The sequence below is a fragment of the Ruminococcus turbiniformis genome (assembly GCF_020687545.1).
Lineage (GTDB): Bacteria > Bacillota > Clostridia > Lachnospirales > Lachnospiraceae > Mediterraneibacter > Mediterraneibacter turbiniformis.
Genome location: NZ_JAJEQX010000020.1, coordinates 40,878 through 55,568 on the forward strand (window position 1 = coordinate 40,878; position 14,691 = coordinate 55,568).

The 14,691-nt window shown below is 48.4% G+C and carries 11 protein-coding genes; 8 read left to right on the forward strand and 3 right to left on the reverse strand.

Going from position 1 to position 14,691, the window contains the following annotated elements; genetic code table 11:
* The first annotated feature begins 31 nt into the window (after nt 1-31).
* Nucleotides 32-2,473 (forward strand): phenylalanine--tRNA ligase subunit beta, encoded by a 2,442-nt coding sequence (gene pheT, locus LKD70_RS11440; protein WP_227708166.1) that lies wholly within the window; start codon nt 32-34, stop codon nt 2,471-2,473.
* A 21-nt stretch (nt 2,474-2,494) separates the two neighbouring features.
* Nucleotides 2,495-3,520 carry a tRNA preQ1(34) S-adenosylmethionine ribosyltransferase-isomerase QueA gene (gene queA, locus LKD70_RS11445; protein ID WP_227708167.1) on the forward strand — a complete coding sequence of 342 codons (1,026 nt, stop codon included), beginning with the start codon at nt 2,495-2,497 and terminating at the stop codon, nt 3,518-3,520.
* 114 nt (nt 3,521-3,634) lie between these two features.
* Here queA and LKD70_RS11450 read toward each other — a convergent pair whose 3' ends face one another.
* The 3 genes from LKD70_RS11450 to LKD70_RS11460 all read right to left on the reverse strand — a co-directional run bounded on the left by LKD70_RS11450 (nt 3,635) and on the right by LKD70_RS11460 (nt 6,122).
* Nucleotides 3,635-4,372: a DUF3592 domain-containing protein gene (locus LKD70_RS11450; protein WP_227708168.1), complete on the reverse strand. Its 738-nt coding sequence runs from the start codon at nt 4,370-4,372 to the stop codon at nt 3,635-3,637.
* 83 nt (nt 4,373-4,455) lie between these two features.
* Entirely contained in the window at nt 4,456-5,127 is a 672-nt protein-coding gene (locus LKD70_RS11455) for a helix-turn-helix transcriptional regulator (protein WP_227708169.1), read from the reverse strand.
* Nucleotides 5,128-5,231: 104 nt separating this feature from the next.
* Nucleotides 5,232-6,122 carry a LysR family transcriptional regulator gene (locus LKD70_RS11460; protein ID WP_227708170.1) on the reverse strand — a complete coding sequence of 297 codons (891 nt, stop codon included), beginning with the start codon at nt 6,120-6,122 and terminating at the stop codon, nt 5,232-5,234.
* A gap of 381 nt (nt 6,123-6,503) precedes the next feature.
* Between LKD70_RS11460 and LKD70_RS11465 the strand changes: the two genes are divergently transcribed.
* The 6 genes from LKD70_RS11465 (at nt 6,504) to LKD70_RS11490 (ending at nt 14,677) form a co-directional block, all read left to right on the forward strand.
* Nucleotides 6,504-7,448: a glycyl-radical enzyme activating protein gene (locus tag LKD70_RS11465; protein ID WP_227708171.1), complete on the forward strand. Its 945-nt coding sequence runs from the start codon at nt 6,504-6,506 to the stop codon at nt 7,446-7,448.
* Between the two features lie 119 nt (nt 7,449-7,567).
* Nucleotides 7,568-9,937 (forward strand): glycyl radical protein, encoded by a 2,370-nt coding sequence (locus tag LKD70_RS11470; protein ID WP_227708172.1) that lies wholly within the window; start codon nt 7,568-7,570, stop codon nt 9,935-9,937.
* A 152-nt stretch (nt 9,938-10,089) separates the two neighbouring features.
* The gene (locus LKD70_RS11475; RefSeq protein WP_227708173.1) at nt 10,090-11,205 is read left to right on the forward strand and encodes a YkvI family membrane protein; all 1,116 of its coding nucleotides are present in this window, start codon (nt 10,090-10,092) and stop codon (nt 11,203-11,205) included.
* 103 nt (nt 11,206-11,308) lie between these two features.
* The gene (locus LKD70_RS11480) at nt 11,309-12,526 is read left to right on the forward strand and encodes an iron-containing alcohol dehydrogenase (RefSeq protein ID WP_227708174.1); all 1,218 of its coding nucleotides are present in this window, start codon (nt 11,309-11,311) and stop codon (nt 12,524-12,526) included.
* A 23-nt stretch (nt 12,527-12,549) separates the two neighbouring features.
* Nucleotides 12,550-13,449, forward strand: coding sequence for an NAD(P)-dependent oxidoreductase (locus LKD70_RS11485; protein ID WP_227708175.1), 900 nt, complete (start codon nt 12,550-12,552; stop codon nt 13,447-13,449).
* Nucleotides 13,450-13,471: 22 nt separating this feature from the next.
* Complete coding sequence (locus tag LKD70_RS11490; protein ID WP_227708176.1) at nt 13,472-14,677, forward strand: MalY/PatB family protein; 1,206 nt, start codon at nt 13,472-13,474, stop codon at nt 14,675-14,677.
* The last annotated feature ends 14 nt before the right edge of the window (nt 14,678-14,691 follow it).

A 14,691-nucleotide genomic window follows, 5' to 3' on the forward strand; every position in this document is an offset into this window, starting at 1 on the left:
GAAACAGTTTTGAATAAATAGGAGAGAGAAAATGAAGTTATCATTATCATGGATTAAGGATTATGTTCATATCCCGGAAGATATGGATCTGAAAAAACTGGCGTATGATCTGACGATGTCCACTGTAGAGGTAGAAGATGTGGAAGACCTGGCGCGCCGTTTTGACAACATGGTTGTCGGCGTAATTGAGAAAATCGAGGCTCACCCGAACGCGGATAAACTGCGGGTGTGCAAGGTGGATATCGGAGGCGGTGAGATCAAGGACATCGTCTGCGGCGGAACGAACTTAAGCGAGGGAATGCGCGTTGCCGTATCCTGCCCGGGCGCGGTTGTGCGCTGGCACGGCGAGGGAGAGCCGGTCGTGATCAAAAACTCCAAGCTCCGCGGCGTGGAGTCATACGGTATGATCTGCGCGTCCAGCGAGATCGGACTGGGAGAGCTGTTCCCGGCAGAAGAGGCGGAGATTCTTGACCTGTCTGCGTTTGACGTTCCGGCGGGAACTTCTCTTGCGGATGCGCTGGACATGAACGATGTTCTTCTTGAGATTGACAACAAGTCAATGACAAACAGACCGGATCTGTGGGGACACTACGGCATTGCCCGGGAGATTGCGGCTCTTTATGATCTGCCGCTTGAGGAGATCAAACCCTTTGAGACAGACGTTCAGTCTGATTTCCACGTGGAGATCGATTCCCCGGACAGATGTACCCGGTATATCGGCGTGGAGATGTCCGGCGTGAGTGTAAAACCTTCCCCGTACAAAATGCAGAGCCGGATCTGGAAGGCCGGAATGCGTCCGATCAACGCGCTTGTTGACATCACAAACTATGTCATGCTCGCGACAGGAAACCCGACCCACGCGTTTGACGCGGACAACATCTCAGACCACATTAAGGTAAGACATGCGGCTGAGGGAGAGAAGCTGCTTCTCTTAAATGACAATGAACTGACACTCTGCGAGGATGACCTTGTGATCACAGATTCGGAAGGGCCGGTTGCCCTGGCCGGAGTCATGGGCGGCGCAAAGGATTCCATCCTGCCGAAGACAGAGCGGGTGATTCTCGAGGTGGCAAACTTCGAGGCTACAGGTATCCGCCGCACAGCGCTTCGTTACGACACACGTACAGAGGCGTCCTCCAGATACGAGAAGGCGGTTGACCCGGAGAGATGCGACCAGGCGCTGGCGCTTTCCATGAAATATTTCAAAGAGCTTTATCCGGAGCTTAAAGTGACCGGATTCTGCGATAACTATGTGAAAAGGCTTGAGCGCGCCCAGATCAATTTAAGCATCGCATGGCTTGAGAAGAGACTCGGAAAACATCTGACAGACGCGGAGATCCGCGGCAAGCTTGAGAAACTCGGCTTTGACGTTGCGATCGACGGAGATAACCTCCATGTCACAGCGCCCACATGGCGTTCCACAGGCGACATTTCCATCAAGGATGACGTGATGGAAGAGGTAGCCAGAATGTACGGATACGACAACTTCGAGGCAACAGAATTTACAACTACATTTACGGGAGATATCAACCAGAAGGACAAGACCCTTGTCAGAAATATCAAGGAGTATCTCGCGTTCCGCTGCGGTATGCAGGAAGTGTACACATATCCGTGGATGAACGATGTGTTCGTCAATGCGGTGCTCCAGAACACGGACGGAATCCTGAAGCTCTCCACGCCGCCGGCGCCGGATATGAGCTATATCCGTTCATCCCTGCTTCCGAATCTGTGTGAGGCAGTGGCAAAAAATGAGCGCTACTTCAATGATTTCTCAATCTTTGAGGAGGCGCAGGTATTCTTTGACAAAAACTATACGTCCGCATATGATCCGACAGAATCACTGCCGGAACAGCGCAGACACATCGGAGCCGCTTTCGCCAGCAGCGTGAAGGACATCACGACACTGTTCAGAGAGGCAAAGGGCGTCCTTGAGTGCATGCCGCGCTATACTCACATGGAGGCGTACGAGTTCAGAAAAGAAGAGAAGCCGGTGTGGGCCGACAATGTGGTATGGCTGAACATTTACCTCGACGATCAGAAGATCGGAGATATGGGACTTGTGGCGAAGAAGGTTTCCATGGAGTGCGGTATCAAGAATCTTTCGGTAATGCTCTTTGAGCTGGATGCGACGAAACTGAAACCGCTGAAATCCAGAACGAATAAATTCACTCATCTCGCCGAGTATCCGGAGACGGATTACGACATCTCCATGCTCTTTGACTCCAATGCGGTGTGGAACGACATCTATGACGCGATCATGGGCAAGAAGAAAGCAAGCGCGCTGTTAAAAGACGCTGCGTTTGTGGACGAGTACAGAGGAAAACAGATCCCGCAGGGCAAAAAGTCCGTGACGATCCGTCTGACTATCGGCTCTGGCGAGAAGACACTGACGTCCCAGGAAATCGAGAGCGCGGCAAACCAGGTGATGAAGAAGCTTGGAAAGAAGATGGGCGCCGAGCTTCGTACTCAGTAACAGACAAAAGGGATACAGAAAATGAAGACAAGTGATTTTTATTACGATCTTCCCCAGGAGCTGATCGCCCAGGATCCTCTTGAGGACCGCTCCTCATCAAGGCTGATGGTGCTTGACAAGGAGACGGGAAAGGTGGAGCACCATGTGTTTAAGGAGATCATAAACTACTTAAACCCGGGGGACTGCCTTGTCATCAATGACACAAAGGTAATTCCCGCCCGCCTCATCGGGGCGAAGGAGGAGACCGGGGCAAAGATCGAAGTTCTGCTCTTAAAGCGGGGAGCCAACGATACGTGGGAGACGCTTGTAAAACCCGGAAGAAAGGCAAAGCCCGGCACGAGGATCAGTTTCGGCGACGGACTGCTGATCGGCGAAGTGGTGGATATTGCGGATGAGGGAAACCGCCTGATCCGGTTTGAGTATGAGGGAATCTTTGAGGAGATCTTAGATCAGCTCGGGCAGATGCCCCTGCCTCCCTATATCACTCACCAGCTCAAGGACAAAGACAGGTACAACACGGTCTACGCGGAGCATTCCGGCTCCGCGGCCGCTCCTACGGCGGGACTTCACTTCACGCCGGAGCTGTTAAAAGAGATCGAAGAAAAGGGCGTGGATATCGCCCGGGTGACGCTCCATGTGGGACTGGGGACATTCCGTCCGGTAAAGGTGGACGATGTGGAGAATCACCACATGCACTCGGAGTTCTACATGATCAGCGAAGAGGCGGCGGAAAAGATCAACCGGGCGAAAGAGAACGGCCACCGGGTGATCTGTGTCGGGACGACGAGCTGCCGGACAATCGAGTCCGCGGCGGATGAGAACGGGCGGCTGAAAAGCTGCAGCGGATGGACAGAGATCTTCATCTATCCGGGATACCGGTTTAAAATTCTGGACTGCCTGATCACCAACTTCCATCTGCCGGAGTCCACGCTGATCATGCTTGTCTCCGCACTGGCGGGGAAGGAGCATGTACTTGCGGCCTATGAGGAGGCGGTAAGAGAGCGGTACCGGTTTTTTAGCTTCGGGGATGCGATGTTTATAGTATAAGCGGCGTTGCTTAATTAGGCATTGCTGCTGAATTAAAATAGGACGGAAGAGACTGCAAGCCAGTGACTTCCGCCTTTTTTTGTACAGGCGACGAGCAAAAGTGCTGATTTTATTTTATCTTATCCTTTTCCCTTTGAACTTTATGACAAGCAAATAGAGGAGAAAAAGCACAGCCGACAAAGCGGTAAGTTTTGGCCCTGCCAGAATGCACCATCCGGCAAGGATGAGCAGGACAATCAGGGCTGCCGCAGCCCGGCCCAGAACACGCCGTCTGTATTCGGGATCATCGATCACTCTATTCAGGATAAAGGAAAAGAGAAAGATGGCAGTGGTGACGAACCCGAAGAGAAAAAATATGATTCCAAGCTGCCAGCTGACTGGGGAGGCGTAACCTGCCACATAGACCGGGCTTGCCAGGCCGGGAGCATACCGCAGAGAGACCGTTTCTCCGATTTTAAAAGGCGGATTCTGCGTCCAGATACTGCCCGTCCCTGCATAAACACTGCCGTCTTCCGTATGGTAGCGGACAACCGGGGCATAGACAGGTTTGGAAGGCGTTTCTGTGTAGTCTGATTTCTGGGCATATTCAATAACAATCCCTTCTGTTTGGGCGGTATATCGAAGATCTTCTTCATATCCCCTGTAAATAAAATATCCTCCCACAGCCATAAATCCGACTGTAAAAACGAGAATACATAAAACAGTCAGAAATCCGGACAAAGCAGCGGGCATTCTGCCTTTAAAGCCGGATCCGGATGTTCCCGGACATTTCTTTTTCCGGAGAAAAAAGAAGGCAGTGATACCCGCGCTTATAAATGCCAGTATCAATACAATAATGATAAATGTATCCACGCTTTGTCCCTCCCGGAAGTTTTTAAAGTTTCTTATGGGAGTAATTATACTGGTATGCCGGATAGCGAGCAATCACAGTTGTGTTAAATTATGCCGGGGTCAGTGGATTTTGCAGCGTCCCCACCTTTGATGGAGGAAAGTTCTCTGTATACAGTAGGAACGCTGCATCCTAAAATCCGTGCAATACGCGGAACTGATCCTTTAACCATGAAAACTTCCTTTTCCTGAAGAATAGAAAGGATTTTAATTCTTTCGTCACGAGAAAAGCGCGAAGGAATGTTTCCACTGTACAAGCTGTTCAGTGTCTGCTTGATTGTGTTGGAAACACTGTCTATGAATTTCTCTGCGGAAGGATTTTTCTCAGGTACCTGTGCCGCGCAGGGTGTTAACCCTCCGAGCTTAAGAAGCGCATCGCTTAAAAGACGATAGTCGGAAGTGTCCATGTTGATGCACAGCATACCGGCCAGTGAATCCCCGGACTTAATAAAAAAAGTAGATGAACGGAGAAGCTTCCCATCCTCGGTATATCCGGGATAATTGTCAATAAAGTCCCGGGTCTTCCACTCTTCGTTGTCGATGATCTGCTGAGCAAAATCTGTCATCGGGGCGCCGACATTCCGGCCGCTGATATGGTTATTCTCTATAGCGACTATTTCTTTCAGCCTGCAGTCAAGAAGCGCTGCTTCAAACTGGATTCCCAGAGCTTTTCCGAGAAATGGAATTAGTTTTTTATAACAATCTATTATATCATTCATTTTTAGTTCTCCTGACAATTCAGACATTGTCTTAAAATTAGCATAAATATCTGTCAGAATCAAGTTTATTTTCACATGGAAACAGTGGTGTCATAATCCGTTTGTTAAGAGTCATCCGACAAAAGCTTTTTAAAATAGTTCTGAACGAACATAATGAATGTGCGGCTGATCGGAGAAATGGAATTCAGATCATTGTAAATGATTTTGATATCCCGGTATGCTCCCTCTGTAATCGGTTTTACTACAAAGGGAAAATTCAGATAATTTTTAAAGGACATTTCCGGCAGGATACTGACGCCTACATTGCGGGAAACCATGGAGACGGTCAGATTGTCGTCGGAGACGGAGTAACCGATATTGAGGTTTAGCTGATACTTGCGTATGAGCTGTCCGATCTGATGGTTCGGCCCCTCGCCGGGCATGATGAATGTCTCGGACTCCAGGTCGTGAAGGGAGACAGATTCTTTTAAGACGAGCGGGTGACCGCACGGTATGATGGCGCGCAGCGCCTCTCTGAAAAGCGGAAACGTTTTAAAAGGGAGTTCTGTGGAGACGGAGGAAAATCCAAAATCCACCCGTCCTCCTGCAAGCATTTCTTCCACTTCTTCATAGTTCCCATCGATGACAACAATGTGTATCTTCGGATACTGCTCGTTGAATTCCCTGAGAAGATCAGGAAAATACTGGATCGCAAGGCTTGGGATTGTTGCGATGCACAAAGTTCCGGACTCAAACTCATTGTAAGACGCCAGTGTGAAATCCAGAATATTCTGAGCAGAAACGACATTTCGGATATAAGGAAGGACATCGATGCCGGCTCTTGTAAGCCGTATGTCGTTGTTGTCTCTGTTTAAGAGTTTAAATCCAAAAGACTTTTCAAGAGAAGAAACAGAGTGACTGACTGCGGACTGGGTATAGCCCAGCTCGTTTGCTGCTTTGGAAAAACTGCGGCATTCTAACACTTTTAAAAATATCGAATATTTTACAGTATCCATAATTATTCCCTCGCTTTCAAATAGAATTTTGTACATTTTATATAGAATAATAATATTTTTTTATTAAAAACTACCTATGAATGATATGCATAAGGAGATGAAATTTATTCGTTGGATTTTTCTGCAGTTCGTTGATATCATTAGGTCAACGAAGAGATGAATGATAATTGATGCAAAAAGATAAATAAAAAATCATAATTTAAAACTTATGTGCTGATTATACGGTAATAAAACTTAAAAAGCAATAGAAATTAGAAAAATTTAAGTAAAAATTGTTTTTAAATATAAATTCGTGAATTTATATTTAACATGTAAAACAAATGAAAATTATGATAATTATTTATCTGACGAGACTGACGAGAGGGGAAGAGGAGGAACGGAATGGAACAGCTCACAGGAAGGATTTTCAATATCCAGAAATGCTCGATCAGAGACGGAAGGGGAATGCGGACAACCGTTTTTTTTAAGGGGTGCGGACTGAAATGTCTCTGGTGCGCGAACCCGGAAGGAATCTCGTTTAAGCCGGAAGTCTCGCTGAATCCAAACAACTGTATGGGATGCGGGTTCTGCCTGAAAAAATGTCCTTCGCAGGCTGTATATCTGGATGATGCGGGACAGATGAATTTCGACAGAACGAAGTGCACAGGGTGCGGAACATGCGCCGCACTGTGTCCGACAGAGGCGAGAAAGCTGTTCGGAGAGGAGTATACGGTTGATAAACTGTTTCACCGTATTTATCAGGACAGATTCTATTTTGAACACTCCGGAGGGGGCGTGACTTTTTCCGGAGGGGAAGCGTTGATGCAGCCGGAATTTCTCTGTGCGATAAGCAGAAAATGCAGGGAATATAAGATTAACGTGGCGATTGAAACATGTGGCTGCGGTGATTATGAAAAGTTTGCGCCGTGTCTGGATTATATAGATTTTATCTATTTTGATATCAAACATATGGATTCCGGAATGCACAGAAAGATCACGGGTCAGGGAAATGAGAAAATACTGAAAAATCTTGAACTGATCAATGAACACGGAATCGAGATCTGCATCCGGACGCCCGTTGTGCCGGGCTGGAATGATTCTGATGAGAATATCAGAGCTACAGCTGAATATATCAGCAGTTTGAGTTCGGTGAGAAGGTATGAACTTCTTGCATACCATAAGCTGGGCGTTAATAAATATAAAATTCTCGGAAGGCAGTATCCGCTTGACGACGTGGTGGAACCGGCTGAAGAACATATGCTGCATCTGGTGGATGTGGCAAATGAGGTTCTCTTAAAGGCCGGGAAAAAATGTTTTTACAACAAGGACAACAGTGCGGATGAGTAGGATTGAGCAGGAAATCCAGACTCACCGCATAAGAAAGACAAGGCTGCATATTCTGACTGTATGCTGGCGCAGATCAGAATTTTAAGGCAATAAAAAAGCAAAAATAAGGAGGACATAACATGAGCAGTAAGAAAGTCGAGTTTCTCAAAGCACGTCTGAGAAATACAGAGCCGTCCATTTCGCTGGACAGAGCAAGACTGGTAACAGAATTTTACAGAATTCCTTCTGTGGAATCCCCGATTTCCAGAAAAGCCCATCTTCTTGAATATCTTCTGAAAAATATGAAGATTTTCATCAATCCGGAATCAATTTTTGTCGGAGATCACGGCGAAAGATACCGGTCGGTACCGGTCTATCCTGAATGGGGCTCCAACTGGATTCTCGAGGATATTGACACATTTGACACACGCTCCACAGACAAACTGGCATGGGGAAATCCGGGAGACAAAGAAGAGCTTATCAAGATCTGTACGGAGTGGAAAGGACACGGATTCCGTGAGGTTGTGGACAGCAAAATTCCCGAAGATATGCAGCAGGCATCTCTTGACGGACTGATTACAATCGGTTCCCGTATTGTATCTACAGCAAGCCATATGCCGGAGTACGGCGAGATTTTCAAAAAAGGCTTCCGCAAAATGATCGAGGAAATCCAGGAGAAACTGGACAGCATAGATCATTATGACTATGTGACGCAGGAGCAGAAGGATACATGGGAGGGTATGATCGTTACTCTTGAGGCAGCGATTCAGTTCGCGCACCGCTATGTGGACCTTGCCCGTGAGATGGCGGTGACAGAAAAAGACGAAAAACGAAAGGCAGAACTGATACGAATTGCCGAGACATGTGAGCGGGTTCCGGAGTATCCGCCGAGAACTTTCTACGAGGCAATGCAGTTCTTTTGGTTCATTCATCTGATCTACCAGATTGAGAATGCGGGACACAATCACTCTGTAGGACGTTTTGACCAGTTTATGTATCCGTACTATGAGCATGATATTGAGGAAGGTATTGCGACAGACGATGAGATCGTGGAAATGATCGAGTGTATGCTGATCAAATGGACCGAGATCTTTGAGCTGCGCGATCACATCGAGGCAGAGGCTTATGCAGGATTCCCGATGTGGACAAACATTACGATCGGAGGAATCGATTCGGAAGGAAAGAATGCGTGCAACAGGCTTACCAATTTGTTTCTCGACGCGGCTGACGGAGCGGAGACAACACAGCCTGCGATCTCCTTCCGTTACAACAAGAAGATCGATCGGGAGACATTCCGCCACGCGCTGAAGCTGACCCAGAAGGGACTTGGCCAGCCGGCATTTTTCAACGATGATATCAATATTCCGCGTGTTCTGGCAAACGGATGCAACGACATCCGGGAAGCAAGAGACTATGCCATCGAGGGATGCGTTGAGGCACAGGTTCCGGGCAAGACAGATTTCCGTCCGGTAGCCGGATTTATCAATATCTTAAAAGTACTCGAGCTTGCGATGCACAACGGCGTTGACCCGAACACAGGGCGCCAGTTCGGACCGAAGACAGGCACGATGGATGAGATGGACAGCATGGAGAAATTCATGGATGCATATAAGAAGCAGCTCTCCTATATCATCGATTACCATCTGAAAGCATACGGCATCTGTTCTGCACTGCATTCCCAGATCTGCCCGACGGTGTTCGCATCTACTCTGGTGGAAGGATGTATCGAAAAAGGACGTATCCTTCAGAAGGACGGCGCGAAGTACAGCAGCACCGGAACGTTCGTAAGCGGCGTGGCAAATGCGGCGGATTCACTGGCAGCGATTGATCAGGTATGCTTCCAGCAGAAGCTTCTGACACTGGCGGAGCTGACGGATATTCTTGATCATAACTATGAGGGACATGAAGAGTGGCATCAGATGCTCCTCAACAAATACGTTCATTTCGGAAACGATGACGACCTTGTAGACGACTACTGCCGCCAGGTAATTACATACTGTGCAGAAGAAAACCGTGCGCATCTGGATTCCAGATTCGGAAGATATGAGCTGATCCTTTTAAACCAGACATACAATATCTGGCAGGGACGTGTCGTAGGAGCTACACCGGACGGACGAAAGGCAGGAGAACCGCTTGCAAACAACGCTTCTCCGTCCAACGGAATGGACAGAAACGGCCCGACAGCGGTAGGAAACTCGATCGGAAAGATGGATACGATCATGGTGCCGAAGGGCGTTCTGGTAAATCATAAATTTGACCCGGCAGTGGCGAAAGGCGAAAAGGGCCTTGAAATGCTCGAGACATTTGTCAAAGGATACTGTGAGGCTGGCGGACAGCACGTACAGATCAATGTTGTTGATACGGCGACTCTTCGGGATGCACAGGTACATCCGGAAAACTACAAAAACCTGATGGTTCGCGTGGCAGGATACTCTGCATTCTTCGTAGAGCTTGATCCGCGTGTACAGGAGAATATTATCGGCCGTACCGAGCATTCCGCGTGCTGCTGATACAGACGGTACTTTATAAAAGAAGCGAGAAAACAGACAGGCGTCCCCTGCCGGATATGAATGCCGGAGGCGGCGGAACCTCCGGCAGGGACGCACTGCCTTACAACTGACATGAGAAGTACGATAAAGAATGAGAAAGGTATAAGAATTTTATGGAAAAGAAAAATATGAGCTGGCTGCACTTCTTTCTGCTGGCAGGTTCTCTGCTTGCATTTCTTATCGGTTCGGGATTTGCTTCCGGACAGGAGACCATCCAATATTTTTCCGGTTACGGCTATATGGGGATTGCAGTGGGGGTTATTAATTTCTGTATGATGTTTTTTACATATGTGGCTTACGCATATGCAGGACGGACACGGGGACTTAAGAACCTGAATGAAGTAGCGACATTTTATGCGGGCAAATATGTGGGAAAACTGTTCGAAATTTTTGCGTGGGTATTCGTTGCATGCTGCTATATATTTATGTGTTCGGGAGGTGCATCCACATTTAATCAGCAGTGGGGCATCCCCATGCCGGTGGGCGTGGGAATAATGGTCGGACTTTCTGTGATTACAGCGGTGTTCGGACTTCAGAGAATCATTGATGTTATCGGCTGGATCGGCCCGGTTATTGTTGTGTTTACTCTGGTTGTAGGGTTTATTTCGGCATTCACATATTTCCCGAGAATCCCCGAGGGAATCGCGCTTCTTGAGAGCGGGGCCGTCACAATTACCCGCAGTACAAATCACTGGCTGACAGCAGGGCTGGCATTTGGAGGATGTTCTCTGCTTCTTGTCTCCAATTTTGTAGCGACGCTTGCTTATGACAACAGGGAATATAAGTTCGGACGCTTTAAAGCGGTACTTTTCATCGGCGCGTTTTTCATCTCATCCGTCTCTGTATTGATGGGAATGAACCACATTGGAAATATTGAGGAGGCGTCTACTGTATCCATTCCGAACCTTGCACTTGCGTCACACATAATGGGCCCCGTCGGCGCGTTATTCGCCGTGATTATCATTGGCGCGATTTATACGACGATATGCCCGTCTCTCTGGAATACAGTCAGCTTTTTCTTTAAAGATGACAAGAGCCCGAAATACAAGACTGCGGTAATTGCTTTTGGAATTGTGACGTATATCATCTGTATGTTTGTTCCCTATGAGGAACTGCTCGGAGTGATTATGACATACTGCGGATACACGGGCGCAATTGTATTTGCTGTAATTGTCATTCGCTATATTATGGTAAAAACACAGGATAAGAAGGAAGGCATCCAAGTATAATCAGATCCTGGTAAAAGAGAAGAAATCAGATGATGTCTGAGCAAGATTGCCTCCGGCCGGATTGCCGGAGGCATTTTTAAAAAGGATAAGGGAGGTATTTCATATGTTTAGACCTGTTGCGCAGATTCCGCTGGATTACAGCGTGTTCAAAGACAAAAAATCAATTTTCTCATGGGCTCCGTCCGGAGCGATCATATTTGGCAACGGTGCGGCTGCAAAGACGGGAGAGGAGCTTAAAAAACTGGGAGTAAAAAAAGCAGTTCTCGTAACAGACCAGGGACTGGTCAAAGTGGGGATTGCGGGAAAGGTAATAGAATCCGTAAAAAATGCGGGGATTGCGCTGGCTGTGTATGATCAGTGTGAAGCAGATTCTTCTGTGGAGACGGTGGAGAAAATTACGGAACTTTTAGACGGCGCCGATGTGGTGATCGGACTTGGAGGAGGAAGTTCCATGGACCCGGCCAAGGCGGCGGCTATCGTGGCCACAAACGGAGGAAGCATCCGTGACTATCAGGGGTGTGACAAGTTTGAAAAAGCGCCGCTTCCCATTGTGGCAATCCCGACAGCGGCGGGAACAGGCAGCGAGTGTACGCCTTTCGCGGTGATCGCGGACCGGCAGAGAGAGTGGAAGATGCCGATCGGAGGAACAGGAATCATGCCGGCTCTTGCCATCTGCGACCCGGAACTGACCTATTCTCTTCCGGCATCGATTACAGCCGCGACCGGAATGGACGCCTTAACCCATGCCATTGAAGCATATACGTCAAGATGTACGGAGCCGATCTCTGACGCCCTCGCAAGCCAGGCAATCCGCCTGATTGCCCATGCGATCCGTCCGGCGGTGTTCCGCGGGGACAGCGACAAGGACGCGCGCTATGACATGATGATGGGAGCCATGCTCGGCGGATATGCCTTTACATCGGCAAGCCTTGGAATCTCCCACTGTATGGCGCATCCGCTGGGCGCGCAGTATCATGTGCCCCATGGAGTAGCAAACGCGCTCTGCCTTCCGGTTGTCATGGAGTTTAATATGGGAGCGTGGCCCGAACGGTATGCGGACATTGCGGGATTCTTTGGGGTAGATACATACGGTATGTCTGTGCGTGAGGCGGCGAAGGCCGGGGTTGACTGTGTGTACGAACTGCTCGAAGACATGCCGGTGAAACCGCTTGAGGCCTACGGAGTGACAGAGGAAAGCCTGGACCGGCTGGCAGACGACGCCATGCTTGGAGGAGACAGACCGAATAATGCAAGGATGACGACAAAAGAAGACTTCATTAAGCTTTACAGAAAAGTGATGACTCTGAAGAAAGAGAAGTGACTTCAGCTTTTAAAGGAGACAGAATGAAAAAATTCAGAAAACTGGTTGTTCTGGAACCGATCCGGTTTGACAGCGCCTCGGAGGAGGCGCTTCACAGATATGCCGAAGAGGTAGTTGTTTACCGGGATATCCCCGCAGACGATGAGGAAAAGATAAGAAGAATCGGGGATGCAGATGCCCTTCTTGTATTCTACACAAGCCGCATCGGGGCCGATGTGATCAATGCGTGCGGACATTTAAAATACATCGGAATGTGCTGCAGCCTGTACACACCGGAAAGTGCCAATGTAGATGTGAATTATGCAGAAAACAGAGGAATTACGGTGACGGGAATCCGAAGATACGGTGACCGGGGCGTGGCGGAGTTTATCGCCTCTGAGCTTGTACGTCTCTTTCACGGATTCGGGGGAATGCGGTGGAGGAGCGAAGAGATGGAGCTGGTCGGCGCCAGAATCGGGATCGTAGGGATGGGAGACGTGGGAACAGAGGTGACGCGGCTTATGCAGGCCTTTGACATGGATGTCTCCTATTACAGCCGGACGAGAAAGCCTGAGATCGAGAAGCGGGGAGTACAGTATCTTCCTTTTAATGAACTGCTTGAAAAAACAGATATTCTGACAACCCATCTGCACAAAAATACAGTCGTTATGGGACGAGAGGAATTTGAACGGTTCGGGAACGGGAAAATTCTGATCAACACGACGTTTACCGCGCCCTATCCACTGGATGAGTTAAAGCGGTGGCTTCAGGGAGAGGGAAACTATTATATCGTGGACAGTGCGGTTTCTATCGGAGGAAAGGAAGGAGAGATTTACCGGCTGCCGAATGTGATCTGCCCGGACATTGTTGCCGGACAGTCTTCACGGTCCGGCGAGCTTCTCCGGCAGAAGGTACTCGAAAATCTGGAGAATTATCAGCCATGACGAGAAAGGAGCTTAAAGACAGATGAACTATAATTTTGACGAGATCATAGACCGCCGGGGGACGAGCTGTCTGAACACGGACGGATTCCGCGAGTATATTTTCCATGCGGACGAGAATATGAAATTTCCTTTTGCGGATGATGAGTTTATCCGTATGTGGGTGGCGGATATGGATTTTGCCACACCGGACTGCATTATTGACGGAATTAAAAAACGGCTTGACAGAAGAATTTTCGGGTATACAAGGATCTTCGGAGACGAGTATTACAATGCCTTTCGCGCATGGACGGAAAAGATGTACGGATGGAGCTTTCAAAGAGAACAGCTGTATCCGTCTCCCGGCGTGATCCCGGCGCTTTACGAACTGACAGGCTACATCTGCGGACCGGAGGATAAAGTGCTTATGATGACGCCGTCCTATGCGTATTTTAAATATGCGGCAGATCATAATGACATCGGATATGTGTACTCGGACCTGGTGGACAGAAACCACAACGGGTATTATGAGATTGACTTCGATGATTTCCGGAAAAAGGCAGCAGACCCGGCAGTAAAACTGTTCATCTTCTGTAATCCCCACAATCCGACCGGACGGGTCTGGACCGAGGAGGAGTTAAGAAAGACGGCCGAGATCTGCTTTGAAAACAATGTGATGATTATTTCTGATGAGATTCATTGCGATCTTTTACGAAGCGGGCTTACCCATACACCGCTGGCGAAACTGTATCCGGACAGTGACCAGATCATCACCTGTATGGCGCCGAGCAAGACTTTCAATGTGGCGGGGCTTCAGTTTTCCAATATCATTATCCCGAACAGAAAAGTGCAGGAAATGTGTCAGAAGTACCACAGCTTTGACGTGAATCCTCTCTCCCTTGCCGGTGCGCAGGCCGCGTATGAGGGCGGATATGACTGGATGATTGAGCTTCGGAAATATCTGGATGGAAATTTTGCTTATGTGAAAGAATGCTTAAACGAGCATCTGACAAAGGCTGTGTTCCGAGTCCCGGAAGCTACCTATCTGGGCTGGGTGGACATCGGTGAATATATTGATAAAGATGAGAATATTCCGCTTCTGTTCGCCAACAAGGCGGGAGTCCTCCTGGAGGGCGGCAATATGTTTGTGCATAATTCTGACACATATATCCGTCTGAATGTGGCGTGTCCCCGCAGCGTACTGAAAGAAGGACTTAAAAGGATTTGCAGTGTGCTTTCAGAAGAAAACTGATGAATGAGGTGAGA

What these genes read in the sequence shown, in the direction of transcription:
- LKD70_RS11475 (WP_227708173.1), top strand. Translation starts at nt 10,090, where the DNA reads ATGGAAAAGAAAAATATGAGCTGGCTGCACTTCTTTCTGCTGGCAGGT.
- LKD70_RS11455 (WP_227708169.1), bottom strand. Translation starts at nt 5,127, where the DNA reads ATGAATGATATAATAGATTGTTATAAAAAACTAATTCCATTTCTCGGA.
- pheT (WP_227708166.1), top strand. Translation starts at nt 32, where the DNA reads ATGAAGTTATCATTATCATGGATTAAGGATTATGTTCATATCCCGGAA.
- LKD70_RS11485 (WP_227708175.1), top strand. Translation starts at nt 12,550, where the DNA reads ATGAAAAAATTCAGAAAACTGGTTGTTCTGGAACCGATCCGGTTTGAC.
- queA (WP_227708167.1), top strand. Translation starts at nt 2,495, where the DNA reads ATGAAGACAAGTGATTTTTATTACGATCTTCCCCAGGAGCTGATCGCC.
- LKD70_RS11490 (WP_227708176.1), top strand. Translation starts at nt 13,472, where the DNA reads ATGAACTATAATTTTGACGAGATCATAGACCGCCGGGGGACGAGCTGT.
- LKD70_RS11460 (WP_227708170.1), bottom strand. Translation starts at nt 6,122, where the DNA reads ATGGATACTGTAAAATATTCGATATTTTTAAAAGTGTTAGAATGCCGC.
- LKD70_RS11470 (WP_227708172.1), top strand. Translation starts at nt 7,568, where the DNA reads ATGAGCAGTAAGAAAGTCGAGTTTCTCAAAGCACGTCTGAGAAATACA.
- LKD70_RS11480 (WP_227708174.1), top strand. Translation starts at nt 11,309, where the DNA reads ATGTTTAGACCTGTTGCGCAGATTCCGCTGGATTACAGCGTGTTCAAA.
- LKD70_RS11465 (WP_227708171.1), top strand. Translation starts at nt 6,504, where the DNA reads ATGGAACAGCTCACAGGAAGGATTTTCAATATCCAGAAATGCTCGATC.